Annotated in this window: 22 protein-coding genes; 14 read left to right on the plus strand and 8 right to left on the minus strand. The window is 32.1% G+C overall.

The features are described 5' to 3' along the window. Positions 1-108 precede the first annotated feature (108 nt). Positions 109-2,124, plus strand: coding sequence for a DUF349 domain-containing protein (locus tag AC3IPI_RS20525; protein ID WP_039112999.1), 2,016 nt, complete (start codon positions 109-111; stop codon positions 2,122-2,124). Positions 2,125-2,326: 202 nt separating this feature from the next. On the opposite strand, the gene AC3IPI_RS20530 is transcribed toward AC3IPI_RS20525, so the two are convergent. Both AC3IPI_RS20530 and AC3IPI_RS20535 read right to left on the minus strand, forming a co-directional pair. Then, complete coding sequence (locus tag AC3IPI_RS20530) at positions 2,327-4,672, minus strand: hypothetical protein (RefSeq protein ID WP_489155370.1); 2,346 nt, start codon at positions 4,670-4,672, stop codon at positions 2,327-2,329. Beyond that, entirely contained in the window at positions 4,629-5,771 is a 1,143-nt protein-coding gene (locus tag AC3IPI_RS20535; RefSeq protein ID WP_039118324.1) for a hypothetical protein, read from the minus strand. The genes AC3IPI_RS20530 and AC3IPI_RS20535 overlap by 44 nt, the downstream gene beginning before the upstream one ends. Before the next feature lie 113 nt (positions 5,772-5,884). On the opposite strand from AC3IPI_RS20535, the gene prmA reads away from it, so the two are divergent. The 13 genes from prmA (at position 5,885) to creD (ending at position 16,528) form a co-directional block, all read left to right on the plus strand. Beyond that, positions 5,885-6,721 (plus strand): 50S ribosomal protein L11 methyltransferase, encoded by an 837-nt coding sequence (gene prmA / locus AC3IPI_RS20540; protein WP_489155372.1) that lies wholly within the window; start codon positions 5,885-5,887, stop codon positions 6,719-6,721. Positions 6,722-6,755: 34 nt separating this feature from the next. Beyond that, on the plus strand, positions 6,756-7,031 hold the full coding sequence (locus AC3IPI_RS20545) for an ATP-dependent Clp protease adaptor ClpS (protein ID WP_035625878.1): 276 nt from the start codon (positions 6,756-6,758) through the stop codon (positions 7,029-7,031). Positions 7,032-7,100: 69 nt separating this feature from the next. After that, on the plus strand, positions 7,101-8,372 hold the full coding sequence (locus tag AC3IPI_RS20550; RefSeq protein WP_086894323.1) for a sterol desaturase family protein: 1,272 nt from the start codon (positions 7,101-7,103) through the stop codon (positions 8,370-8,372). A 9-nt stretch (positions 8,373-8,381) separates the two neighbouring features. Beyond that, positions 8,382-9,059, plus strand: a complete 678-nt coding sequence (locus tag AC3IPI_RS20555; RefSeq protein WP_489155373.1) for a lysoplasmalogenase — start codon at positions 8,382-8,384, stop codon at positions 9,057-9,059. Positions 9,060-9,202: 143 nt separating this feature from the next. Then, positions 9,203-9,652: a 2-dehydro-3-deoxyphosphooctonate aldolase gene (locus tag AC3IPI_RS20560; protein WP_489155375.1), complete on the plus strand. Its 450-nt coding sequence runs from the start codon at positions 9,203-9,205 to the stop codon at positions 9,650-9,652. A gap of 1,206 nt (positions 9,653-10,858) precedes the next feature. Next, entirely contained in the window at positions 10,859-11,677 is an 819-nt protein-coding gene (kdsA, locus tag AC3IPI_RS20565) for a 3-deoxy-8-phosphooctulonate synthase (RefSeq protein WP_039113008.1), read from the plus strand. An 84-nt stretch (positions 11,678-11,761) separates the two neighbouring features. Beyond that, entirely contained in the window at positions 11,762-12,601 is an 840-nt protein-coding gene (locus AC3IPI_RS20570; RefSeq protein WP_489155378.1) for a hypothetical protein, read from the plus strand. Between the two features lie 83 nt (positions 12,602-12,684). Continuing rightward, positions 12,685-13,290, plus strand: coding sequence for a hypothetical protein (locus AC3IPI_RS20575; protein ID WP_039113010.1), 606 nt, complete (start codon positions 12,685-12,687; stop codon positions 13,288-13,290). Positions 13,291-13,322: 32 nt separating this feature from the next. Next, complete coding sequence (locus AC3IPI_RS20580; protein ID WP_489155380.1) at positions 13,323-14,012, plus strand: YiiX family permuted papain-like enzyme; 690 nt, start codon at positions 13,323-13,325, stop codon at positions 14,010-14,012. 3 nt (positions 14,013-14,015) lie between these two features. Further along, positions 14,016-14,312, plus strand: coding sequence for a winged helix-turn-helix domain-containing protein (locus AC3IPI_RS20585; protein ID WP_039113012.1), 297 nt, complete (start codon positions 14,016-14,018; stop codon positions 14,310-14,312). A gap of 64 nt (positions 14,313-14,376) precedes the next feature. Then, positions 14,377-14,829, plus strand: a complete 453-nt coding sequence (locus tag AC3IPI_RS20590) for a hypothetical protein (RefSeq protein ID WP_489155382.1) — start codon at positions 14,377-14,379, stop codon at positions 14,827-14,829. Between the two features lie 4 nt (positions 14,830-14,833). Beyond that, positions 14,834-15,154, plus strand: coding sequence for a hypothetical protein (locus tag AC3IPI_RS20595; protein ID WP_489155384.1), 321 nt, complete (start codon positions 14,834-14,836; stop codon positions 15,152-15,154). Between the two features lie 21 nt (positions 15,155-15,175). Beyond that, on the plus strand, positions 15,176-16,528 hold the full coding sequence (gene creD / locus AC3IPI_RS20600) for a cell envelope integrity protein CreD (RefSeq protein WP_489155386.1): 1,353 nt from the start codon (positions 15,176-15,178) through the stop codon (positions 16,526-16,528). Between the two features lie 418 nt (positions 16,529-16,946). Here the strand turns inward: creD and AC3IPI_RS20605 are convergent, their stop codons facing one another. From AC3IPI_RS20605 to AC3IPI_RS20630, 6 genes are all read right to left on the minus strand, one after another. Beyond that, positions 16,947-18,329, minus strand: a complete 1,383-nt coding sequence (locus tag AC3IPI_RS20605; RefSeq protein WP_489155388.1) for a M20/M25/M40 family metallo-hydrolase — start codon at positions 18,327-18,329, stop codon at positions 16,947-16,949. 129 nt (positions 18,330-18,458) lie between these two features. Further along, positions 18,459-20,396 carry a discoidin domain-containing protein gene (locus tag AC3IPI_RS20610; protein WP_489155390.1) on the minus strand — a complete coding sequence of 646 codons (1,938 nt, stop codon included), beginning with the start codon at positions 20,394-20,396 and terminating at the stop codon, positions 18,459-18,461. 51 nt (positions 20,397-20,447) lie between these two features. After that, positions 20,448-21,230, minus strand: a complete 783-nt coding sequence (locus AC3IPI_RS20615; protein ID WP_489155392.1) for a glycerophosphodiester phosphodiesterase family protein — start codon at positions 21,228-21,230, stop codon at positions 20,448-20,450. Positions 21,231-21,363: 133 nt separating this feature from the next. After that, positions 21,364-23,664, minus strand: a complete 2,301-nt coding sequence (bglX, locus tag AC3IPI_RS20620; protein WP_489155394.1) for a beta-glucosidase BglX — start codon at positions 23,662-23,664, stop codon at positions 21,364-21,366. Positions 23,665-23,674: 10 nt separating this feature from the next. Beyond that, positions 23,675-24,376, minus strand: coding sequence for a carboxylesterase family protein (locus AC3IPI_RS20625; RefSeq protein WP_489155396.1), 702 nt, complete (start codon positions 24,374-24,376; stop codon positions 23,675-23,677). A gap of 14 nt (positions 24,377-24,390) precedes the next feature. Next, positions 24,391-25,761, minus strand: a complete 1,371-nt coding sequence (locus AC3IPI_RS20630) for a glucoamylase family protein (protein WP_489155398.1) — start codon at positions 25,759-25,761, stop codon at positions 24,391-24,393. Positions 25,762-25,767 lie beyond the last annotated feature (6 nt).

A 25,767-nucleotide genomic window follows, 5' to 3' on the forward strand; every position in this document is an offset into this window, starting at 1 on the left:
GAATTTTAAACATAAATGCACTATAAATAAAGGTTTTATTTTGTAGTTCCGAACACCTTTACTATCTTTCGCTCTAGATTTAAAGTAAAAACCTTATACATTGACAAGATGTTAGAAGAAAAGAATGATAACCTGCAAGATGCAGATGGAAAATTAGAAAATGGATCTGCAAATTCTGCTGAAAACAGTGAGACAACTTCGGTTGAAATTATTGAAAATGAAGCAGAGAACATTGTACCTGAATCTGAGAATACAATAACTCTTTCTGAGGAAGAATTATCGAATACAGAAGCTGTTGCTGAAACTCAAAATCAGACAGCACTAGATGCAATAACCAATTCTAATGCTGAAGAAAGTGAAGACGAAACTCTAAAAGAGCGTCACGACCTTCCGATGCAAGATTATAATACTTTTTCGCTTGACGAACTTGTTGCTGAACTAAAAAAATTAGTTTCTTCAGACAAAGTTATGTCTGTAAAAGAGCATATTGAAGAAATAAAGAAATCGTTTTTACTACAGTATAATCATCTTATCGAAGAAAAAAGAGAAGAATTTAATGCTGAGAATCAAGACCCAAATGAGGAATTTCAATATCATTCTCCATTAAAAACGAAGTTCGATGAATATTACAATATATTCAGAAATCATCGAAATGCACATTTTAAAAATCTACAAACCAATCTAAAATCAAATTTAGAAAATAGACTGGCTATTGTTGAAGAATTAAAAGAGCTTATTAATCCGCAAGAAAACATAAAAGATACTCTTAAACATTTTAATGAATTAAGAGAAAGATGGAAAAACGCTGGTTCTATCCCAAAAGACAAGTACAATCACGTATGGAATAACTACCATTTTCATGTAGAAAATTTTTATGATTATTTGCATTTAGATCGTGAAGCCAGAGATTTAGATTTTAAACACAATCTTGAACAAAAACAAAAAATTGTAGCTCGCGTAGAAGAATTAGTTAATGAAGCTGATGTAAGCAAAGCGTTTAGAGAATTACAAGATTTACATAGAATCTGGAAAGAAGATATCGGTCCAGTTTCTAAAGAACACCGTGATGAGATATGGAATAAGTTTAGTGAATTAACTAAAAAAATCCATGATAAACGCGAAGTTTTGTTTGAGAACATTAGAGGTTCAGAACTTGAAAATCTAGAAGTTAAGAAAAATATTATTGCACAAATCGAAGTTCTTGCTACCGAAAAGGTAAATACACACGCGCTTTGGTTGTTACAAATAGAAAAAGTAGAAGCTTTACGCTCTGCTTTCTTCGCAGCAGGAAAAGTTCCTTCGGATGTAAACGAAGCTACCTGGACTGCATTTAAAACTGCTGTTAGAAACTTTAATACTTTTAAAAATTCATTTTATAAAGACATTAAGAAGGATCAAAACGACAATTTAAATAAAAAAATGGCTCTTGTTGCCAAAGCCAAAGAATTACAAGAAAGCACCGATTATGAATCGACTACTCCTGTAATGAAAAAGATTCAGGAAGAGTGGAAACAAATTGGTCATGTTCCTAGAAAATACTCTGATAAAATCTGGAAAGAATTTAAAGATGCTTGTAATAGTTATTTTGATAAATTAAAAGAGCACAAAAACGAAGAAAATGGTGATGAAGTAGCTGCATTTGATAATAAAAAAGCCTACTTAGAAACTATTCGTGAATTCCAACTTACTGGTGATCACAAAACAGATCTTGATGCTATAAAATTACACATCGAGACATGGAAAAACTTCGGAAAAGTACCATTTCCTAGACGTCATATCGAAGGTAAATTCAATAAGATACTAGATGCGCTTTTTGAAAAATTAAGCTTAAGCAAAAAAGAAACAGAAATGATTCGATTTGCTAATAGAATCGATAATTTATCAGAAAGTAATGATACTAGAAAATTAGACAATGAGAAAATTTTCTTAATGCGCAAAATTGAAGAAGTTCAAAATGAAATTTTCCAATTAGAAAACAACATTCAGTTCTTTACCAATACTAAAAATGCCAAGAAAGAAAACTCAATAGTTCTGGAAGTTCGCAAAAACATTGCGCTTCACAAAGAAAGTCTTGATGTTTGGAAAGAAAAGTTACACCAATTAAGAAATTTAGACAACCACTAAATCTATTAAAAGTTTATAAATAAAAAGAGCGATAATTAATTTTATCGCTCTTTTTTTGTTTTATATTTTAATGTTTAACCGCAAAGGGCGCTAAGGTTTCTCTACATAATGTCGAAAAACCGCAAAGTTCGCAAAGCCTTGTATTCTTTGCGAACTTTGCGTAAATCTTAGCGTGCTTTGCGGTTAAATTTATATCCAAATCCTAATTTATAAATGCTTTTAAAAGTGGGCAATTATATTGCTTGAATGTTTTTGTTGTACTATACACAGAATAAAAATCGATAATTTCTTTTCCTGATTTAAAAGCTGTAAGATTAGCGGATGAAATATCAGAATTTCGATAATAATCATAATAATTACATTCGAAAATCATTAAACTAGCCACTGCCTTTTCTTCTTTATTTTTAGACAATTTCAATGCCTTTTCATAATACATTTTAGCCAGCGTACATCGATAATAATTTGAATTTTGATACATCATCTCAGAATCATAATTATTTCCTCCATATATATAATCAGAATCCGTTTCTCCAATTCTAGAAGACCAGTCATAAGCAAGCATCATCCAAGAATTACCCCAATAGGAAACATTAAAATAAGCATGCGCTAATAGTAAATTGCTTGTGGCAGTATTCTCTTTTTTTAACTCAATTAATCTAGCTACAAATTCAGCTTTATTAAAACGATAACTAAACTTTCTTTCCTTAGCTTTTTGCAACACCTTCGGAACAAATGGATCTTCATTAAGATTATTTTTATACTCGTAGTTTTTCTGCCAGAAATTAGCGGGCATACTAGCAAAAACCTGATAGGCTATTGCTAAATTATTTTTCCTGAAAGCAATCGTTCCTTTTACATCTCTATAAAAATTTACATCTGGTGCCGTAGTTCCTGCACAAATGTATTTCTCAAACGGTGTTTTATCCTCTTTTTGATACAATTCAATCAGGTTATCCATATCCTCTAGAGTTGCATATCGCTCAAAGTAGCCAGTATATTCATAAAAAGATGGTGCATAATAATACCAGGAATCAGATGCTTCTTTTTTAAGATTAGATTTTAAAAATAATAAACCTGCTATCGCTTTATCTCCTTGTTTAGAAAACTCATCACTTGCAATTCGATATAAACTATACAAGTTTTTAAGTAAACTAACATCCTCTTCAACTAAATCCTCTATTACATTAAAATATTTAAAGAGATTATTTTGGGTGTTTTTATCTTGTAAATTATCTTGTTTTAATGCCACAAGAGCCAACTGAATATTTTTTTGCAATTGGATTGAAACATTAGCATTAACAGAAATCATGTTGACATATTTTTTTCCCAAGTCTATTTCATCATCTATAAAACACAATTGAGCAATTGCCGACGCAATAAAATCTTTCTGTTCTCCTGAAACTTCGTCATGAACATCAATTAAAAACTGTTTTAACTCTCTTAGATAAAAAATGTCTTTATTAAAATTATCTGCTTTGGCTTTTTCATAATTATCATACCAACTCATTTTATCAAAACTTACTGCCGGAATTTTATTAACGGAATATTTGGGAGTAAAAATCCAATCTTCGAGTTTGTTTATCTCTCTTTGAACTAAAAAACTAAAATAAATGCTATTAGGATCGAATTTATAGATTTGTTTTATAGTATTTAAGTCTGGAGCAGGATTACGCAAACTTTCGATAATCAAAATCATGTTTCGTTCATCATCATTCTTTGCCAATCTTAGTGTAGCGGCAGTTTGCTTAAAATTGTAATGCTGCATTACCGCAAATGATTTATCATCGCAAGAAGCAAAAACTTTACTCAGTAAATAATTTTGAAGAGGAAAATCATCAATACATAAAGCTTTATAATACAATGCCCAAGATGCTAAAATTGTATTATTATTGTTAGCAAAATAAGTATCGTATAAACGGATTACTTCGGCTTTGTCTGAGCTATAAAAACGATCTCTAAGAATAAGAAATGCGTAGCGCTGTTTTAAAAAAGGATCTTTGGCAGACAAAATCTTTTTATTATAATCACCTATTGCAACAGTGTTTACGTTTTCCGGATAACTGTTTATTCCGCTCCAAGATTCCCATTTAGAACTTGGAACGTTATTATATTCTAATTTTTTAGCTAATACTAAATAGTCTAAGAAGGGTTTGTTTTTTAAACGCAATAAAGTTGCGATAAAAGTATTCTTTGCAAAAACTCGCTTTAATGTATTGGTTTGATAAGCTGCTTGGAATTTATCAGAATCTGTTTCGTATAAAATTGTATAAATATCTGATGTAGAAACGTTTGCTCCTATTTTTTTCTGCCATTCAATACAATTTAATTCCTGATCTTTATTAGAAACCTGGCTAACCTCATGATAACTATTAGCTGAATAACAAAAATAATGCAGTTTTAAGAACCCATCTCTTTCTGATTTAAACAAGGCTAAACGACTCGTTTCTGCCGATTCATACCATCCGCAAGCAAACGAAGCCTGAAAAACAAACAGTAAAACTAAACTACTGAAAACGCGCATAATACCCGGATATGTTTTTGATGCCATAATCGTGGATGTATTTTTTATCAAAAGAAAAGAAAGTAACCTTTGTATGATTATCAAATGGTATTCTGTTTTTTATAATCGAAATCATTTTATTTATCTCCTCATCTGAGATTTTTTCAATTCTTATCTCATCCCCATTTCGCAAATACGTCTGCCCTATCAAAACATCATCTTGAAGTTGATATTTATTGTCTGCTACTTTTTTAAACCGTGTAGAATCTTTAACAAACTCTTCATAATCAGAAACGATACCTTTAAATTCATTTCCTCTAAAAACAACCGACCAACTATATAAAGGTAATGCAATATCTAAATCCAGATCATAATCACTATGTGTTATGTATTTTTCTAATTCATCACTTGTACCAATTGAGTTCTTCGTTTTATAATCATTAGGACTTGATAAATTGTAACACATTAATAACCCACGATCTACAGGGGGAGTTCCAGCTTTTTCACAATATTTATATTGCCATAATCTTATGGTTGCAGATAATTGGGAACTTTTAAATTCTTTTTTAACTTGTTGTAATAAATAAAAATAATTGTCCTTGGATTTTTCTGTCCAATCACAATCAATTAAAATCTCTTCAAAATTGGGTTTTAACTTAGCTAATTCAATTGCTTTTATGGAATCTAAATCTAATGCTTTTTTAATCTGCCCATTTTGCTTCCCATAATCTGAATATACAATAGTACTGGCTCTCTTATATGCCTTTTCTTTATTATAATTGAGTCCAATTTCTGTTATCCTTTTCTGGATTCTTCTGGCTAAACTATCTAATTGTACTTTATTTGCCTTCAAAACAACTTCATTAGTAATAAAAACACTTGGCGTAATTTCTGGATTACTTTCATTCAGATCTATTCGGCTTATCGTTGCAACAGGAAGAGGTTCATTGGTATATGGATTCCAATCCACATCAAAAAACCGAACATACATGTGTTTTACATTTAAATTCTTACAAATAGAATCTTCTTCTTTATCAAAATAAGCACTTGTTTTCCAATAACAAAAAGAACGAACGACTTCTTTCTTTTCATCGCATCCAGAGCTATTTATTACCACAAACAACAGTATAATAATTAAGCTTTTCATTTTTTAATAATACTTACAATTTTAAAGCTAAAGTAATGCATAAAAGAATAAGGTTCTTTATTTTTTTTAAACAATTTTAAGTTTCGATTGCTACCTTTGCAAAAAAAATAAACATGTCAAACATTTATATCGGGTATCACTTTACAATTGAACCTAAAGAGTTAGGATCAGAAATACTAATTGCCGAATTAGGCGAGAAAGCATTTGAGAGTTTTACTGAAACCGAAACTGGGATTTCTGCATTTGTTCAAAAGGATTTATGGGACGAAGCTATCCTGGAAGATATTCATATTTTACAATCGGATGAATTTAAAATTGAATATACATTCGAAGAAATCGAGCAAGTAAACTGGAACGAAGAGTGGGAAAAAAACTTTGAACCTATCGATGTTGATGGAAATTGCCATGTGCGTGCTCCTTTTCATCCAAAAACTGATGCCGAGTTTGATATTTTAATTGAACCAAAAATGAGTTTTGGAACTGGTCATCACGAAACAACTCACATGATGATTCAGCATTTATTAGAAATGGATGTTAACGGAATGAAAACGCTTGATATGGGTTGTGGAACTGCTATTCTTGCTATTCTTGCCGAAATGAAAGGCGCTCAACCAATCGATGCTATTGATATCGATAACTGGTGTTATTTAAACTCTATAGAAAACGCTGAACGCAATAATTGCAAGCATATCACCGTTTACGAAGGTGATGCAGCTTTATTAGCAGGTAAAAAATATGATTTGATTATTGCTAATATCAACCGTAACATATTGCTAAATGATATGCAAAGTTATGTTGACTGTCTGAATCCAAAAGGGACTTTATTATTAAGTGGTTTTTATGAAGAAGACATCCCTTACATCGATGCATCATGCACTGAAAGAGGGTTAGAATATGTTAAAAAATTTCAAAGAAATAATTGGGTTTCTTTAAAATATGTAAATTTGTAATTAATGAATTACAACAGTACAAAAAGCTGAAAAAATGAGTACTAAAGAAAAAGTAAGAGAAAAAGTTCGGGAAAAAGAAGCAATATCGTTTAACAACGAAATTATTGTGTATAACGATGATGTAAATACTTTTGATCATGTAATCGAAACTTTAATTCGCGTATGTAATCATACACCTGAACAAGCAGAACAATGTTCCCTTATTGTACATTATAACGGAAAATGTACTGTAAAAACGGGATCGATGGATAAATTAAAACCACAATGCACCCAACTTTTAGAAGCTGGACTGAGCGCTGAGATTATTTAATTTAATTACCAAAAATTTAAAAAATAGTGTAATTTATTCTATATTTGAATAAATTACACTATTTTTTTTATGGAAGAGTACGGGAAAATACTAATTATTGCAATGCCGATTTTTTTATTATTAATTATAATCGAGAAATCTTATGGTTTATATATAAAACAAGACCACGTTCCTTTAATCGATAGTGTCTCTAGCATAAGTTCAGGAATTACAAATTCGGTTAAGGACGTTCTCGGGCTTACAATTACCTTTATTTCTTATGAATGGCTGGTTTCTAAAATCGCCATTTATCATATCGAAACTACTGTCCTCACCTATCTTATCGGATTTTTTGTAATAGATTTTTATGGCTACTGGAGTCATCGTTTATCACATCAAATTAATTTTCTCTGGAACAAACATGCCATTCATCATAGTAGTGAAGAATTTAATCTGGCTTGTGCATTAAGACAACCTATTGCTAGTTTTGTAAATCTATTTACATTCTTGCTTATTCCCGCAGCATTACTTGGGATTCCCGCTAATGTTATTGCTATAACATTGCCTCTTCATTTGTTTTTACAGTTTTGGTATCACACTAAATATATCAAGAAAATGGGAGTTTTGGAGCATATATTGGTAACACCTTCTCATCACAGAGTTCACCATGCTATAAACCCTGAATATCTGGACAAAAACCATTCGCAGATTTTTATATTCTGGGATAAACTTTTTGGCACTTTTCAAGAAGAACTAGATACTGTTCCGCCTGTTTTTGGTATTACAAGACCCGCAAACACCTGGAATCCTATCCGAATAAATTTTCAGCATTTGGCACTAATGATTAGTGATGCCTGGCGTGCCGAAAACTGGAAAGATAAATTCACAATTTGGTTTAAACCAACAGGTTGGCGTCCTGAAAATTTTGAAGAAAAATATCCTGTCAACAAAATCACCGATGTATATAACTACGCCAAGTACGGAACCGATAACTCTAACAAACTCATTTTTTGGTCGATTACCCAAGTTATGATAACATTGCTGTTTGTAAGTTACTTGTTTAGTAATATTGCCAAGATTGGTTTCCCAAATATCTTTTATTATGGCTTTTTTATTTTCATAACTATTTATAGTTATACTGAACTAATGGATAAAAACCGTTTTGCTATTTTATGGGAAAGCCTACGTTTACTAACTGTTCTTGCAATTATTCTTTATTTTGGAGATTGGTTTGGGCTTAATTCTGTTTTCCCCTTTGGTAACATCGTTGTTATCGGGTATCATATTATCTCTTTACTAGTCACGATTTATTTTGTAAAAGTCGATTTTAAAAACATAAAACCAGTTCTGGTAAACTCTTAAAAACAAATTATGAAAAGCCCCTTTCTTTTAAAATTCTATATTGGTTTTAGTTTTTTTTATCTCTTAATTCTTCTTTATAATCTTGAAAATATTGCTTGGTACTTAAAGGGATTACTCATCCCTATTTTATGGCTTGCTGTTTATCTTTCTGAAGACTTTCCTTCAAAAAAAATACTTCTTGGCGCTTTATTATTCTCATGGATTGGCGATGTAATTTTATTATTTGCCGATAAGGCCGAAATCTATTTTATATTAGGTTTGGTCGCTTTCCTGATATCTCATGTCATTTATATTATACTATTTAATAAACAAAACAAGCCAGATGTTCCTAAAAACAAAGGTGTTTTCTTTATTGGCTTGGGATTTATTTTAGTTTATTTAGCAACAATGCTTACCGTTTTATTACCAAAACTTGGCGACTTGCAACTTCCTGTTATTGTTTATGCATTAACTATTTCTACCATGCTTTTGTACGCTTTTAGCGGATATTTAATTTGGAAAAAACCTGCAAACACATACATTTTTGTTGGTGCTATTATTTTTGTGCTTTCGGATAGTATCCTTGCAATGGATAAATTTTATGAACCTATTTATAAAAATTCCTTTTTTATAATGCTAACTTATCTTATGGCACAATATCTGATTGTAATTGGTATTTTAAAACTGAATTCAGTAAAAACAAAATAAAGTACTGATTACGCAGATTAAACAGATTTAAGCTTTTTTTGCACGCACATTTAGCAGATTTGGCAGATTTTCTTTTAATCACTTTTAATCTGTGGCTTATTTTATCAAAACCTTTTACATTTGCATCATAAAACTGTCAAAACATGAAAAAAATAGCTCTTTTTATCATTTTACTTATTACAGCCACATCTTGTATGAGTACAAAATCTACTTTAAAAAATGTAGATGATAATGCGCCAAACTTAACTTTAAACAAAGACAATACTTTTATAATCACTGAATATAGCAAAGACAAGAAATATGGTTATGACAAAGATTACCCTATAAATATATTTTACAGAACATCTAAAGATGAAGTAATTAACCAACAACGCTTTTTAAATGCTCTGGCTGGACCAAATGGAGAAAAGATAACTTATACCAAACTTGAAAGTTGTTGCCCTTTTCCTAGCAAAAGAAGCGATATGGGAGCTGGTTTTCTTGATGTTTATGAATTAAAATGGGAAGGACAAAAAAAACCAATCAATTTATATCTTAATATCTACGAAAAAGGAGTTTTGATGGTTCCGCTTGGATTGACTTTAAAGAAATAGAAGAAAGACTTGTTTGTAGAAGCAAGACTAAAAGAGGAAAGATTTTATAGAACAATCTGAAAGCAAACAAACATAATTTAAACTAATAGTAATGTTCGGGATAGCATGTTTAATTTTGGTTATTTTACCAATACTATTTCAATTAATAGTTGGTTCGAAAACTATATTCTTCAAAAATTCTACTAAACTTAAATTTGGAAAAATAAGCCTAATAAGCTTTATCTCGCAAATAATATTTTCTATTGCTGCTATTTACGTCGCCAATTATAATCTTTCAAAATATTTTGATGAGCATCCGAATTCAACAAGATGTGGAATGCCCTTTTTTGGAGTTTTAATGTCTATTATCTTTTTTATTATAGTCCTATGTATTATAATACTTCTTCAGTTTTTTATTAAAATTTTAAAAGAAAGAAAAGCTAAATAAGATACTATGTTTAAAACAAAAACTGCCTTCATAGTTTTCTTAGCTTCATCAGTAATTGGTATTTCCGCATTATATTTTCTATCCAAATTCTGATTTTTGTCTTCGTTGCTTTCGGGTTTAATTGCTATCGATTCTGCAAGAGTTGTTTCTGCATTGATTAAATTTATTGTTTTATCTGTAGTAACGTTTTATTATTGGAAGCTTTCGAGAATTACTGATGAAATAAACTTCAAAAAATTCGTACTTCATCTTTTGCTAACCATTCCAGGGGTTTTGCTTACTAAAGTTAAAATATACCACCTACTCGGTTTCCATTATCTTTATTTTGATTTTTTTACATCTAGAATTCAAATACTAATTGGCATTTAAACACTTATAAATATTCTTTTTTTACTTACACAAATTCTGTTTGGGATTTTCTATATAAAACTTAGGAAGAAACTACTTGTTGGCAACAAGTAATACCAAAAACTTTTAGACATACAAATACACCAAAGAAAAACATAAAGAACCAGATAGGCTATATATGATAAATGTCATTGATTAGTTTATTTCAATGCCTTAATATTGCCCCGATAAAAGTGGAAATCATTTTTTAAGAAAGCTGGTTTTCATGAATTTAAAGAGCGACCAATGGAAGCTCCTGAAAATCCATGAAAAAGCATTTTAAACAAAAAATAGTACATGAATAGTGCAAAGAGGCTTCTTAAAAAAAACTTAATTCTTAATCTGTAAATCGCAAATCCTAACTACCTTTGCACTTTCAAAAATTACAAACTATGAACATACAACATATTCCACAAATTAAGCATACAGATAGCGGTAACTTCTTTTTACTTGCAGGGCCTTGCGCCATAGAAGGTGAAGAAATGGCAATGCGTATTGCTGAAAAATTAATCGGTATTACCGACAAACTTCAGATTCCTTATGTTTTTAAGGGGTCATTTAAAAAAGCTAACCGTTCTAGAATCGATAGTTTCTCTGGAATAGGTGACGAAAAAGCATTAAAAATCTTAAGAAAAGTTTCTGAAACATTTCATGTTCCTACTGTAACTGACATTCATACTAATGAGGATGCAGATATGGCCGCTCAATATGTAGATGTTTTACAAATTCCTGCATTCTTAGTACGTCAAACTGATCTTGTTGTGGCTGCAGCCAATACTGGAAAAGTGGTAAACTTGAAAAAAGGACAATTTATGAGCCCTGAAAGCATGAAACATGCCGTACAGAAGGTATTAGATTGTAACAACCAAAACGTAATGGTTACTGATCGTGGTACTATGTTTGGTTACCAAGACATGATTGTAGATTATAGAGGAATCCCAACAATGCAACAATATGCTACTACGGTTCTTGACGTAACACACTCGCTTCAGCAACCTAACCAAACTGTAGGTGTAACTGGCGGAAGACCTGATATGATCGAAACTGTTGCAAAAGCGGGTATTGCTGTAGGTGTTGATGGAATTTTTATCGAAACTCATTTTGATCCGGCTAACGCCAAAAGTGATGGTGCAAACATGTTACATTTAGACTATTTTGAAGATTTAATGACCAAACTAGTTGCCATCAGAAAAACTATTAATCAATTTTAATTTTTTATACTTAATACTTTGAAAACTAATTTTATATTATTTTTCTTGTTGTGTTTTTCAATAAACACATTTGCACAAGAAGAAATGCCGTTACAAGAAAAATACACTGCACATAATAAAGGTAAGTTCTTTGTTTCCTGGGGTGGTAACAGAGAAAGTTACAGCAAATCAGATGTTAACTTTAGAGGAAAAGGTTACAACTTTACAGTAGAAGATATGTCTGCTCATGACAAACCAAAAGGATGGCACATGGATTATGTTAATCCTGCAAGAATGACCATTCCTCAAACTAATTTACGCTTGGGTTATTTTTTTAGCGACCATTATAGCGTAACGATTGGGGTAGACCACATGAAATATGTAATGAATCAAAATCAGACAGCTAATGTAAATGGATATATTGATTTACCTGCAGATCAAGCTGGATCTTTTTACAACGGTATTTACAATAATACTCCTGTAGATATGTCTTTGTATGGTGCTCAAGAAGGTGGTGTAGATAAAGGTACTATTCAAAATCCTCCTCCTTTTTTAATGTACGAACACACAGATGGTTTGAACTATGTTAATACAGAGGTTTCAAGACATGATGATATTTCGTCTTTGTTCAATCTTCCTAATACAGATAAAGTTCAAATTAACTTAACCGAAGGTTTAGGTGTCGGTCTTTTATTTCCTAAAACAAATACAACCCTTCTAGGAAAAGAACGTCACGATGATTTTCATGTTTCAGGTTATGGATTATCGGCTAAAGCTGGTTTAAATATCACTTTCTTTAAACACTTTTATATTCAAGGGGAGTTAAAAGGTGGCTATATTAATATGCAAGACATCAGAACTACTCAAAGTAGCGATGATAGTGCTTCTCAAGACTTTTTCTTTTTCCAGAGAATTATTGCTTTCGGAGGTATCTTCAGAATATAATTTACAAATTCATAAAAAATAGTCATCATTTTATTTGGTGACTATTTTTTTTATTATTTACTTTGTAATTCAAAGTACTTTATATGGAAGATAAATATTTACAGGATATTACTGAAATAAAAAACATGATGAATAAATCTTCCCAGTTTATTTCATTAAGTGGCTTATCAGGAATTATGGCAGGAATATATGCTCTTATTGGCGCTCACATCGCCAATGGTCTTATTGAGAGCCATTCGAGCTATTATGTAACTCTGGAAAGTAAAACTTTTAAGTTAATTGTACTAACTGCTTTTTTGGTATTATTATTTTCTGTTATAACTGCTGCGATATTAACTGTTAGCAAAGCCAAAAAGCAGGGTGAAAAAATATGGAATTCTACTTCTAAAAGAGTATTAATCAATTTTTTAATTCCGCTTGTTACTGGTGGTATTTTCGGCTTACTTTTGCTTCGAAATGGTTATTATGGTTTAATCGGTCCAGTCACTCTCCTATTTTACGGATTAGCTTGTGTAAATGCAAGTAAATATACTTTGAGGGATGTGCGTTATCTAGGAATTACCATAATTATCCTTGGATTAATTTCAACTGAATTCTCTGGTTACGCTTTGGAATTTTGGGCATTAGGCTTTGGAGTTTGCCATATTATATACGGAAGTGTTATGTACTTTAAATACGACAGGAAATAATCTTTATTTGTCATAACTCTAAAAAGTAAAACATGAAAAATTTTAAATATATTTTCGCAGGGGTTACCTTGATAATCAGCTTTTGCTTTGCTTTATACATTACAAAGCAGTTTTTCCCGAACAATCCTTTTTCAAAACCAACAGCTGAAAATTCAAAGTTAAAGGTCAATTTGTTAGACAAAATCCAGGCAGGTGATTTAATCTTTCAAACTTCAGAATCTAGTCAGTGTGAGGCGGTAAGAATTGCTACAAAATCTAAATTCTCACATTGCGGAATCGTTTATATTTTAGACGGGAAACGTTTTGTTTTTGAAGCTGTACAGCCCGTAAAACTAACTCCTCTGGACGAATGGATTGAGCATGGTAAAAATCAAAGTTATCTTGTAAAGAGATTAAAAGATACAACTGCGTTAACTCCTACTACTATTGAAAAAATGGAGATATATAGTCGTAATTTCCTTAATAGAGATTATGATGCTCATTTTAGTTGGTCGGATGCTAAAATTTATTGTTCTGAATTAATTTGGAAAATTTATAAAAATGGAGCTGGTATTGAGTTATGTCCGCTACAGAAATTAAAAGACTTTAACCTAGAAGATCCTAGAGTTAAAGCAATATTAAAAGAACGATATGGTAATAATATCCCGCTTGAGGAAGATGTTGTTGCTCCTTCGAACATTGTGGATTCGAAATTATTAAAAACCGTAATTGATACCTATTAAAAATTGAAAAGCATCATTCAAAATATAAATAAAGCCTTTGATCATCGAATTAGACTTGGAATCATGTCTGTATTGATGGTCAATGAATCGGCTGATTTTAGTACTCTGAAAGAGCTTTTGGGCGTTACGGATGGTAATCTTGCGAGTCATGCTAAAGCATTAGAACTAGAAAACTATATCGAGATACAAAAACAATTTATTGGTAAAAAGCCCAACACTAGTTATAGGGCAACCAAAGACGGAAAACTTGCATTTGTTGCACACATCGATGCCCTTGAAAAATTGATACAGAAGAAGTGAGCCTTTTTTTTACCTATTAACTTTGAAATACAAAGTACTTTTAAAAAACTAACCAAAAAAAAATATGAAGGATATATTAATAGAAAAAATGTACGAATGGTCCCGAAAACCATATCAGAAATACATGAAGAAAAATGCGCCTTGGGAAATTAATAAGGATGAATTACTTGCCTTTCCCGAAGGAAGTTTAGGATATGGTTTGGGAGATTTTCTTCGTAGAAACAATTTTGATATTCAAGCCAAATTAGAAGATCATGACATCATTCATGTATTGACCAATACTGGAATTACTGTTATAGACGAAATCGGGATGCAATATTATCTTTTGGGTAATAGCAAAAAGAGCTTGTATTTGTTTATGGTAATTCTATCAGGGACTATCTTCTATCCTACCCAACTTGGTTATTTCTTAGACCAATATAAAAGAGGAAAAAAAGCAATGCCTTTTTATTATTTGGATTTCTCCAAAATGTTACTCACTCCTATTCAATCCATTCAAAAAACTTTTAAAATTTAAAACGATGAAAGATGATTTAATTAACCATGAAAAATTTGAATGTAGAGCATCAACTGAACTCACCATTGGTAGTCTTATAATTTGTTCGCTCTTTTTTGCACTGTTTGTACTTGTAGAAGACAACTCTTATATCTTGATTGTTGGCTTTCTTTTTACCGTTGCCGCTTTATTTCTTAATGCCATAATGTTATTTCATTTAGTAGCGAGTTTCATTTCTCTGCCAAATCAAAGGGAATATATAGGTCGTAAGATTTTAATTCTATTATCAAACATCCCAATTGCGCTTTTGTACTATACAATCATTATCAAACTTAATTTATTATAAAAACCTTAAAACAACTTTACAATGGAAACAAACGAAACTCCAAAACCGGCCTCTATTTTTCAGTCTAATACTGCCAAAATGATTATGGTAGGCTTGCTTACTCTATTTTTACTAATTCCTCTGGAATATGTAAAAAATTTAATCTCGGAACGCTCTTACAGACAAAACGATGTTATTAGTGAAATCAATGATAAATGGGGAGAAAGTGTCTATATCTATGGACCGATATTAAAGATTCCGTATACTTCTTATCAGGAAACAGTAACTATAAACGAAAAAACGAAAGAAACGGTAAAGCAAAAAGTGGCATCTACAAGATATGCCTATTTTTTCCCTCAAGAACTAAATATCAATTCGAGTATTGACACGAAAATACTAAATAGAAACAATTACGAATCGGCTGTATTTACAACGAATATGCAATTTAATGGCAATTATGTTCAACCCGATTTTAGTAGCAAAAATATTGCTCCAGAAACCATTCAATGGGACAAAGCAACTATATTAATTAAAACTACAAATTTAAAAAGTATAAAAGAGGAAGTTAAAATTAAAATAGGAACTACTAACTATGTTTTTGAACCTGTATATAATTCGTCTAAATCAGATACTACTGAAGCTCTTGAAACAGGTTACATCGATTTAACAAAAATACTATCGTCTCCTAAAACCGATTATAGCTTTGGTATTACTTACAATGGTAGTAAACAAATTAAGATTGTCCCGATTGGGAAAACTACCAATGTTGGAATGAAATCTAATTGGGCTTCTCCTAGTTTTACTGGTAATTTCCTCCCTGATGATAAAACCAAAAAGATAAGTGAAACTGGCTTTACAGCAAATTGGAAAATTTTACATATTAACAGAGCATTCTCTCAACAAGCTTTTGATATTCTGCCTGATTTAAGTATGTATAGTTTTGGGGTTGACTTTGTGATTCCTGTAGATCAATACCAACAAAATGAGCGTGCCTCTAAATATGGTTTTCTTGTTATCGGACTTACATTCTTGATTTTCTTTTTAATTCAAAATATGAGTAAAATTAGTATTCATATTTTCCAATATTCAATGATTGGTTTGGCTCTTATTATGTTTTATACTTTATTAATTTCGATAACTGAACATAGTAATTTTACCAAAGCGTATATATTATCTGGAATAGCCGTTATATCGCTTATTACCGCTTATTCATTTTCGATTTTAAAGAATAAAAAATTCCCCATATTCATCGGGTTTTCACTCACCGGATTATACACTTTTATTTATGTTATTATCCAATTAGAAAATTACGCATTATTGGTGGGAAGTGTTGGTTTATTTTTAATTCTTGCAGCCGTAATGTACTTTTCAAGAAAAATAGATTGGGGTAAATAATATAATCTATATAAAAAACAAATAGGTTGTCCGAAAAGTAATTTTCAGACAACCTATTTGTTTTTTGAAATAATGTCTAATTTTTTTAAAATTATTGATAAAGAAAGTCCCAGCGGGACGTTATATTTATAGCAATTTTAATTGTATCCAAAAGAAACCCCATCGGGGTGATATTTTATTAATTACACAACATATCCATTTGGTATACAATTAATTGAAATACGCATAGCAATATAAAGAAAAACCAAAATACCGCTACGCTGTAGCTTTTCCCCAAACCTCTTTAAATTTACTATAAATATGATGCTCCGCTGGAGCAATTATCTATCATATCATCTAAGAATTAAAAAAACAACAAAAAGGCTGTCTAAAAATTACTTTTCGGACAGCCTCTTACTTTTATTTATAAATAGTGAGACTATTTAGTCAAGATTCCGTTTTGATCAATTAGATACACTAATGAAGCCATTGTCGCAGCTCCAAGTTCTAGTTCTCTTTTGTTTATTGCATCAAATTTATCATTGGCTGCATGGTGATAATCAAAGTAACGTTGTGAATCTGGTTTTAAACCTGCTTTTACAAGTGGTTTAGCCGATGTTAAATGTCCGATATCTGAACCACTATGTCCTTTTACAAAACTATGTATTAAATAAGGTTCAAATAAGCCTTTGTAGTTTTGTATTTTCGCAAAATTCTCATCATCTGTCTCAAAAGAGAAACCTCTTGGACTAAATCCTCCTGAATCACTCTCTAAAGCAAAAATATGGTTCTCTTTATTTTTTTGTGCCATCTCTTCGTACATAGCGCCACCTTTACCTCCGTTTTCCTCGTTCATAAACAATACTACACGAATTGTGTTTTTAGGTTTATATCCTAAGTTTTTAAGGATACGAACTACTTCCATACTTTGTACTACTCCTGCTCCATCGTCATGAGAACCATCAGCTAAATCCCAAGAATCAAGATGTCCGCCTACAATCATAATGTTTTCCGGATGCTCTGTTCCTTTTATTTCTCCAATTACGTTATGAGATAATACATCTGGTAGTTGCTCACAAGATTGCTTAAAGTAAAATTTTAAAGTTGGGTTTTTCTTTAAAGATTTACTCAATAATTCTGCTCCATTTGTACTAATTGCAGCCGTTGGTATGTATTCTGATTTTGGTAAATCGCCATAACTTTGTGCTCCTGTATGAGGAAAATCATCTAATCTTAAATTCATAGATCGAACAATTGTTCCTACTGCTCCAAATTTAGCAGCTTCTTTTGCTCCTGCATATCTTTGATCTACACAACCTCCGTATGATTTAAATGTTTCCACATTTTCAGGATCCATTGGTCTGTTAAAGAATACGATTTTTCCTTTTACTTTATCTCCTAGTTCGTTTAGCTCTTTAATTCCCTTTACTTCGATTACCTCTGCGGTAATTCCAGTTTTTGGTGTAGCTATAGAACCTCCCAAAGCTGTAATTGGTACTACAGTTTTTGTTTTATTGTCTAAAATATAAGCTGTTTCTTTTTCTCCACGAACCCAATGTGGCACCATTACTTCTTGAAGATATACTCTGTCTAGTCCAATACTCTCTAATTGATTTTTAGTGTATTGTACTGCATCCGCAGCATTTTTTGTGCCAGATAGTCGCCCTCCGATATCATTGGATAGATATTCTAACCAAGTATAACATTTAGATTGGGTTAGCGCTGCTTTGTAAATTGATTTTAAATTTTGTTCATCTGGTGTTTGTGCAAACGACACCAATCCTGTTAAAAGAAAAACAGTTAATAAAGATGTTTTTTTCATTGGTTATATAGCATTTTGTATGGTTAATTATTCTGATTTTAACTTTATTCAAATCAGTTTCACAAAGGAACAAAATTCTTTACAACTCCGTGAAATTTTCCAGAACCTTTTCTGAAGATTAAATCTAAATTATTTTACTTCTATAATCTGATTTTTTTCTGCAATACCATTTTCATTAAAAGCTTCGATAGTAAAGTAATACTTTGTTCCTTTATCTAAGCCTCTAAAGTCGTATGAACCTTCATCATAAACCATTATACTGTTGTATAATTTATCAGAAGCAATTCCGTAATAAATATTATATCCTATTGCATCTGATTGCTTTTTCCAAGAAATCATTGCATTACGAGAATCTGTAGCGCTTCTGTCTACTTTAAATTCAGAAACTGGTTTTGGTTTTTCTAACAATCCGTTTCCAAAAACTCTAAAATCTGAAACTGCAAATAATCCTGAAGCGTTATGAATATTCACCATTTTTATATAACGCGCCTTGATTGGTTTTGTTAACTCTACATAATCATGTGGTACATCTTTGTCATTTCGGGACTTATCTACAACCAAAGTCCAATTTACAGCATCATCAGACATAAATATTTTATACTGATAATAAATATCCATTGCCTTATTATACTGAGTCGCTTTATGATCGGCATAATTTATTTGCAGTGCATTTATTTGCATCTTTCTACCTAAATCAAGCTGTAACCACTCGCCTGGATTACTTGTTTTTGCCGACCAATAGGTCTGAATATCTTCATCGGTTAAATTACTAGCTCCGTAACAAAATTTCTCAAATACTTTTTTCCCTCCGTTATCAACTCTATGTGTTTGAACTTCCATACATTCTTCTGAAGAAGAAACAGTTACTGGTTTTTTATACGACAGTAACATCCAACCTGCAGAAGCTCCTTTTGTCTGATCACGTTGTTTTGTTGGTAATACAATCGGGAAATCACCATAAGATGTAATAGAGTACATTACATCATCTTTATCAAATCCTGCCGGAAACATATCGATACGACGCTCAAAACGGTCTTTTATTGAAATTTTACACGTTCCTGTATTCCAGTAATTCCCATAATTATCAGCAAAGGTATTTCCGTGTCCTGCTCCTATTACAAAACCTCCTGGTTTATATGACATTGGGTTGTGTTTTTGGTAAACAAATGGCCCTAACGGATTATCTCCTACATGTACTCCATTGGCATAACCTTTAAACTCGGTAGCCGGCGCTCCGTATTGCATATAATATTTTCCGTTGTGCTTAGTCATCCATGCTCCCTCTATAAAATTTCCCCACGGTGCAGGTTCCATATCATTATTAGGTCCAAAACGTTCCCAACCATGGTTTGCAGGATCTAAACCTACAACTTCTTTTATCTCTCCGTATGGATGCTGAATATCCTCTACTTCGGTTGCTGCGTATAGTTTGGCATAATCTGCCTGATTCCCTACTGGTAACCATGTTTTATAATCTACTTCGGTACCAACTAATGGCAATTTTCCGCTTGAACCATAGTACATATACACTTTTTTATCATCGTCCTGAAAAATTGCCGGATCCCAAGTTGGTAACATAGCTGTATCAACATGTCTTGTCCATCTACCCGATTTTGGATTAGCTGTTTTCCAAATAGGATGGTCTTTTTTCCAGGTTGAACCTACATAAAATAAGGTGTCATTTACAACCCAAGCTGCTGGCGCACATTGATCATCATCGGCGGGACGTCTCTGAAAACTACCGTAAACAAATTCCCAATTGGACATATCTTTACTCCAAAAGAATCCTGCCTGATTCGTACCAAAAAGATAGTATTCGTTTTTATAGGTAATAATCACAGGATCTGCGCTCGAACGGCGTGATTCGGGGATTCCGTTATGGTTTTCGGTCGTGTAATTGTATCCAATATTTACTGGATTACAATATGTTGATGCTGGTTTATTTGGATCAAACCATTCCGTTTTTCCAATAAGGTTTGTTTTAGGTTCTGATGTATGAATTTTACATCCTACCAAAAGCAACAAAAGTGCTGCTAATGAATATAGTTTATAGTTAATTTTCATCATATCTTTTATATTTTACACATAATCTGGCTGAATCTTATTCTCTCAAAAAATCTATTTTTTAGTCTTTACTCTTTCGGCTAATAATTCTGGTTCGTTGGTTGTGATGTAGTCAAATTTGTTTTCAATAATCCAATCCATATCATCTACTTCATTAACAGTCCAAACATTTAGGCTTATCTTATTATCTTTTGCTTCTTTTATCCAATCTGGATGTTTTTTAAAAACTGAATAATGATAATCTACACCTGTAATATTATCTAGTTTTACTTCTTTAGGAGATTTATTTCCTTCTAGATATTGCAATGTAGTTTTTGAATCTACTTCTCTAATTTGTTTCAGGATTTCGTAATCAAAACTGATATATGTAGTTATTTTTTCAGCTTTAAGCTTCTTTACTGTTTCCATCACTTTTAAGGCAATTTTCTTCCCTCTTTCCTTGCTTACTCCCGAAGGTTTTATTTCGCAAACTAAAGTTGTGTGTTTATTATTTTTTTGTCCTTCCAGAATATACTCTCGTAAGGTTGGTAGCTTTTCTCCATTAGAGAGTTTAAACTTTATTAAGTCGGCATATTTTGTTTCTTCAACAATTAGTTTGTTATAATGAGGATCGTGATTTATAACAAGAGAATCATCGACTGTCATGACTACATCAAATTCTGACCCTACCGCTTTTAAATCGATAGCATGCCTAAGTGCGGCTATAGAGTTTTCTGGTAAATTATTTTTTTTCCAAGCTCCTCGATGTGCAACAATTCCGTTTTTTGTAACATTACAAGAAGTGAAAACAAATATTGTTAGCATAAAAGATGCGCTTAATATTTTACTAGCATTCATTGTATAATTTTTTAAGGTTTAAAATAGTTAATAGGTAGCGAGTTTACTTAAAAACTACGCCATTTTAAGTTAAAAAAAAGGCCCTTCGAAACCAATAACGAAGGGCCAAACACGAATCAATCAAACCAACCAATTACTTGATTAACTCAAAACTAACTTTCTTCTCTGCATTTGAGTCAGTTCCAACAAATATGTCGAATTGTCCTGGCTCTGCAATAAATTTTAAGTCTGAATTGTAAAATTTCAAGTCTTCAACAGTAATTTCAAAATTCACAGTTCTTTTTTCTCCTTTTTTAAGGTCTATCTTTTGGAAACCTTTAAGTTCTCTTACTGGTCTTGTAACAGATCCTACTAAATCTCTTATGTATAATTGAACTACTTCTTTACCATCATAATTTCCTGTATTTGTAACATCAACAGTAACATTTAGTTTTCCTGTGAAGTTCATTTTATCAGATGAAATTTTTAAGTTTGAGTAATCAAAAGTTGTATAACTTAATCCGTAACCAAAAGCATATAAAGGCTCGTTTCTTTCGTCAATAAAGTTAGATCTGAATTTTTCAAATTTTCCTTCTTTGTTTAAAAGTGGTCTTCCTGTATTTTTTTGGTTATAATAAATAGGCACTTGTCCTACGTTTCTTGGGAATGTAGATGTTAATTTTCCTGAAGGATTTTCATCTCCAAACAATACATCTGCAATTGCATGCCCTGCTTCACTTCCTGCAAACCAAACATTAAGAATTGCTGGAACAGTTTCGCTTTCTTCTTTTATTACTAACGGACGACCATCAAATAAAACTACAACAACTGGTTTTCCTGTTTTTAATAATGCTTGTAATAAATCTTTTTGTGCTTGTGGAATTTCTAAGTTAGTTCTACTACTACTTTCTCCGCTCATCTCAGCAGACTCACCGATTGCAGCAACAATTACATCTGATTGTGAAGCTACTTTTAAAGCTTCTGCAAGCAATTCTTCTTTAGTTCTGTTGTCACGGTGTAATGTTTTACCAAACATTGTTGCTTTCTCTTCAAATGTAGCATCGTAATCTAGGTTACTTCCTTTTGCATAAAGCACGTTTGTTGATTTTCCTGCAACATCTTTAATTCCTGCTAATAATGATATAGCAGTTTTCATATTTGTAGCAACACTCCAAGTACCTGGCATATTTTCTTTGGCATCAGCCAATGGTCCAATTACTGCAATTGTTCCTGATTTTTTTAATGGCAATAATTGATTTTCGTTTTTTAATAAAACCAATGATTGTGAAGATATTTTTCTAGCTTCGGCTCTATGGCTTGCTGTAAAAATCTCTGTTTTAGCTCTTTTTGGATCACAGTATTTATAAGGATCTTCAAACAATCCTAAATCGTATTTAGCCTCAAGAATAAGACGTACTGCATTGTCTAATTGTTCTATACTTACTTTATTCTCTGCCAATGATTTTTTTAATGTCGTAAGGAATCCTTCTCCTACCATATCCATCTCTACACCTGCGTTTAATGCCAATGCTGATACGGTTTGTAAATCTCCCATTCCGTGATCAATCATTTCTGGAATTCCTGTGTAATCTGTAACTACAAATCCTTTAAAACCCCATTCTTTTCTTAAAACATCGGTCATTAACCATTTATTTCCAGTTGCTGGAATTCCGTCAATTTCATTGAAAGATGCCATAACCGAACCTACACCTGCATCAATAGCAGCTTTATATGGTGGAAAATATTCATTATACATTCTTATTTTACTCATATCTACCGTGTTGTAATCACGTCCTGCTTCTGGCGCACCATATAAAGCAAAATGTTTTACACATGATAAAATAGTATTGTTTTTAGAAAGATCATGTTGTTGGTATCCGTTAACCATTGCTTTTGCAATTTCACTACCTAAATACGGATCTTCTCCTGAACCTTCAGAAACTCTACCCCAACGTGGATCACGAGATATATCTACCATTGGTGAGAATGTCCAGTTAATACCATCTGCACTAGCTTCTTGTGCTGCAATTTGAGCACTTCTTTCAATTGCTTTCATATCCCAAATACAAGATAATCCAAGCGGAATTGGGAATGTAGTTTCATAACCATGAATAACGTCCATACCAAAAAGCAAAGGAATTTTCAATCGGCTTTTTTCGACTGCAATCTTTTGTACTTCTTTTATCTTTTGAACTGATTTAATATTGAATAGTCCACCTACTTTTCCTTCTTCAATATTTTTAGCAACATTAGAACTATTAGCCTGACCAGTTGTTATATCTCCAGAAGTTGGTAAATTTAACTGTCCGATTTTTTCATCTACTGTCATTTTTGACATCAACTCTGAAACGAACTCTGATCTTGGCTTAATTTTTACAGTTTTTTTGGCTTCTTTTTTTTGAGCATAACTCAAAAAAGCACATCCTAAAAAGAGTATTACTAATTTGTTTTTCATTCTATGGGTTTTATTTATTTCTTACTTGTTTAAACATCCAGTCATAAATTTCCTGGTTGTCATATACTCTTGACCAACTATCATGACCTGCATCATCAAAAATGGTCAACTCTACATTGCTATTACATTTTTTTAATTCCTTATAAATTGTAATCGCATAATCTATATTCACGACATCATCCATTAATCCATGGAAAATACGTGTTGGAATCTTTGCTATTTTACATGTCTGCTCTAATTGAATTAAATCTACAAATCCCGAAATAGGAACTATTGCTGCAAACATATCTGGATGCGCAAAAGCTAAATTCCATGTTCCCCAACCTCCCAGGCTTAATCCTGTAACATAAATTCTATCTGAATCTATATTGTTTTCTTTCTGGATTTTTAAGATCAATCGGTATAAAACTTCTGCATCCCATTCTTCGCCTTCTGGACATTGTGGAGCAAGAACATAAGCATCGAGTTTGTGATCTTTTAAATACTTAAATGGACCGTGAATTTTTACTTTCTCAATATCGGTTCCTTTTTCGCCAGAACCATGAAGAAAAATTAGCAATGGTTTCTTCTCTTTTATATCCGCTGGAATATGCAATGCGTACCCTAGTTCATGTTTTTGAATGATTTCGGTTTTAATCTTCCCATTTACAGTTGTTTGAGCAAAAGAAATGAACGAAAATAATAGAGCTACTACTGCTAATTTATACTTCATATTAAAACTGTTTTCTAGAATCCGTATTTACCTGAGTGAAAACCTAATCCTATCAATCCTTGTTTAACTTCTGGAGCATTCATAAATAATTCCCATAATAAACCAGAACGATAGTTCTCTAACATAACCACTTCTGGACCTTGGTCTATCGCCAAATAGCGTTGAGCAGTCCAACCGTATTGTAAACTACTAGCATCATAAAATCCTGCTACTCCCCAAGTATCTTTTTTATGATTTTCGTATAAATTACGCATCACTGCAATAGATTCTTTTGGTGTATAAACAATTGAGCTAATTGCTGCTGTTGGTGCAATAACTCCTACATCATTACTAGGCATATGTGCGTTGTAACCTGTAGTTCCGTCTGGGTTTCTAGAATAAGATGCTGTTAATCCCCAATAATCAGAACCGTATCCTTTAAATTTCTTAGGATTTTTTACACAATACTCATAATCGATTTTTACGTGATTTACATTAAGATCCCAATAGTTTGCATATTTGTCAGTTAATTGGTTTGGATCAAGTCCAACATACGAATAATGTGCCCAAAATAAAGGACCTCCAAATTCTTCAGCTCCATTGTGTTTTAGAATTAGGGGAATATTATATTTGGTTTTATCCGTAACTATTCCCCCATTTCTTGCCCAACCTTCGTGGTATTCTTTCGGCGTAATTGGGTGTGTTGGCGAAGCTGCCGCCAATATGTAAGTAATTAAACATTCGTTATATCCCTCTAAAGGAAAATTCATTTGCCAATCGTAAGTAGGCGACCAATGCCAATACAAGAAATTCTTGTTATTTGTGTACCATTTCCAGTCTACCCCTTTCCAAAGTGCATCGTATTTTTCTGCGACTGCTTTTTCAGCGCTCGAACCATTTTTTAGGTATTCACGAACAGTAATCATTCCGCTAACTAAAAATGAAGTTTCTACTAAATCTCCTCCATTATCTTTAGTTCCAAATGGTTTTACTTTTCCTGTATTTCCATCAATCCAATGTGACCAAGCTCCGTGAAAACGGTCGGCTTTAGCCAAGAAATCAGCTATTTTATTAAGTCTCTCTGTACCTTCTTTTTTTGTAATGTAACCTCTTGACATTCCAGACACAATTGCCATTAACCCAAAACCAGAACCTCCGGTCGTAACAACATTAGCATCATTTTCGGGATAAACCCCATCAGGATGATAGCGCTCTCTCGCCAATCCCGAGTTTGGTTCAGCATAGTCCCAGAAATACTTAAAAGTTTGTTTTTGCACTACATCCATAAGCTCTTCATCCGATAGTTTTACAACTGTGGGAGCTACAGTACTCTCTTTAGATTTGTCCATTTTTGATCCACAACCTAAAAAAACAAAAGCCATCAATAAAACTGAAATTCTAATCATTATAAA

Source organism: Flavobacterium sp. GL_143 (genome assembly GCF_057834355.1).

Coding starts and splice junctions, on each gene's coding strand:
- AC3IPI_RS20525 (WP_039112999.1), top strand. CDS start 109: ATGTTAGAAGAAAAGAATGATAACCTGCAAGATGCAGATGGAAAATTA.
- AC3IPI_RS20530 (WP_489155370.1), bottom strand. CDS start 4,672: ATGGCATCAAAAACATATCCGGGTATTATGCGCGTTTTCAGTAGTTTA.
- AC3IPI_RS20535 (WP_039118324.1), bottom strand. CDS start 5,771: ATGAAAAGCTTAATTATTATACTGTTGTTTGTGGTAATAAATAGCTCT.
- prmA (WP_489155372.1), top strand. CDS start 5,885: ATGTCAAACATTTATATCGGGTATCACTTTACAATTGAACCTAAAGAG.
- AC3IPI_RS20545 (WP_035625878.1), top strand. CDS start 6,756: ATGAGTACTAAAGAAAAAGTAAGAGAAAAAGTTCGGGAAAAAGAAGCA.
- AC3IPI_RS20550 (WP_086894323.1), top strand. CDS start 7,101: ATGGAAGAGTACGGGAAAATACTAATTATTGCAATGCCGATTTTTTTA.
- AC3IPI_RS20555 (WP_489155373.1), top strand. CDS start 8,382: ATGAAAAGCCCCTTTCTTTTAAAATTCTATATTGGTTTTAGTTTTTTT.
- AC3IPI_RS20560 (WP_489155375.1), top strand. CDS start 9,203: ATGAAAAAAATAGCTCTTTTTATCATTTTACTTATTACAGCCACATCT.
- kdsA (WP_039113008.1), top strand. CDS start 10,859: ATGAACATACAACATATTCCACAAATTAAGCATACAGATAGCGGTAAC.
- AC3IPI_RS20570 (WP_489155378.1), top strand. CDS start 11,762: ATGCCGTTACAAGAAAAATACACTGCACATAATAAAGGTAAGTTCTTT.
- AC3IPI_RS20575 (WP_039113010.1), top strand. CDS start 12,685: ATGGAAGATAAATATTTACAGGATATTACTGAAATAAAAAACATGATG.
- AC3IPI_RS20580 (WP_489155380.1), top strand. CDS start 13,323: ATGAAAAATTTTAAATATATTTTCGCAGGGGTTACCTTGATAATCAGC.
- AC3IPI_RS20590 (WP_489155382.1), top strand. CDS start 14,377: ATGAAGGATATATTAATAGAAAAAATGTACGAATGGTCCCGAAAACCA.
- AC3IPI_RS20595 (WP_489155384.1), top strand. CDS start 14,834: ATGAAAGATGATTTAATTAACCATGAAAAATTTGAATGTAGAGCATCA.
- creD (WP_489155386.1), top strand. CDS start 15,176: ATGGAAACAAACGAAACTCCAAAACCGGCCTCTATTTTTCAGTCTAAT.
- AC3IPI_RS20605 (WP_489155388.1), bottom strand. CDS start 18,329: ATGAAAAAAACATCTTTATTAACTGTTTTTCTTTTAACAGGATTGGTG.
- AC3IPI_RS20610 (WP_489155390.1), bottom strand. CDS start 20,396: ATGATGAAAATTAACTATAAACTATATTCATTAGCAGCACTTTTGTTG.
- AC3IPI_RS20615 (WP_489155392.1), bottom strand. CDS start 21,230: ATGAATGCTAGTAAAATATTAAGCGCATCTTTTATGCTAACAATATTT.
- bglX (WP_489155394.1), bottom strand. CDS start 23,664: ATGAAAAACAAATTAGTAATACTCTTTTTAGGATGTGCTTTTTTGAGT.
- AC3IPI_RS20625 (WP_489155396.1), bottom strand. CDS start 24,376: ATGAAGTATAAATTAGCAGTAGTAGCTCTATTATTTTCGTTCATTTCT.
- AC3IPI_RS20630 (WP_489155398.1), bottom strand. CDS start 25,761: ATGATTAGAATTTCAGTTTTATTGATGGCTTTTGTTTTTTTAGGTTGT.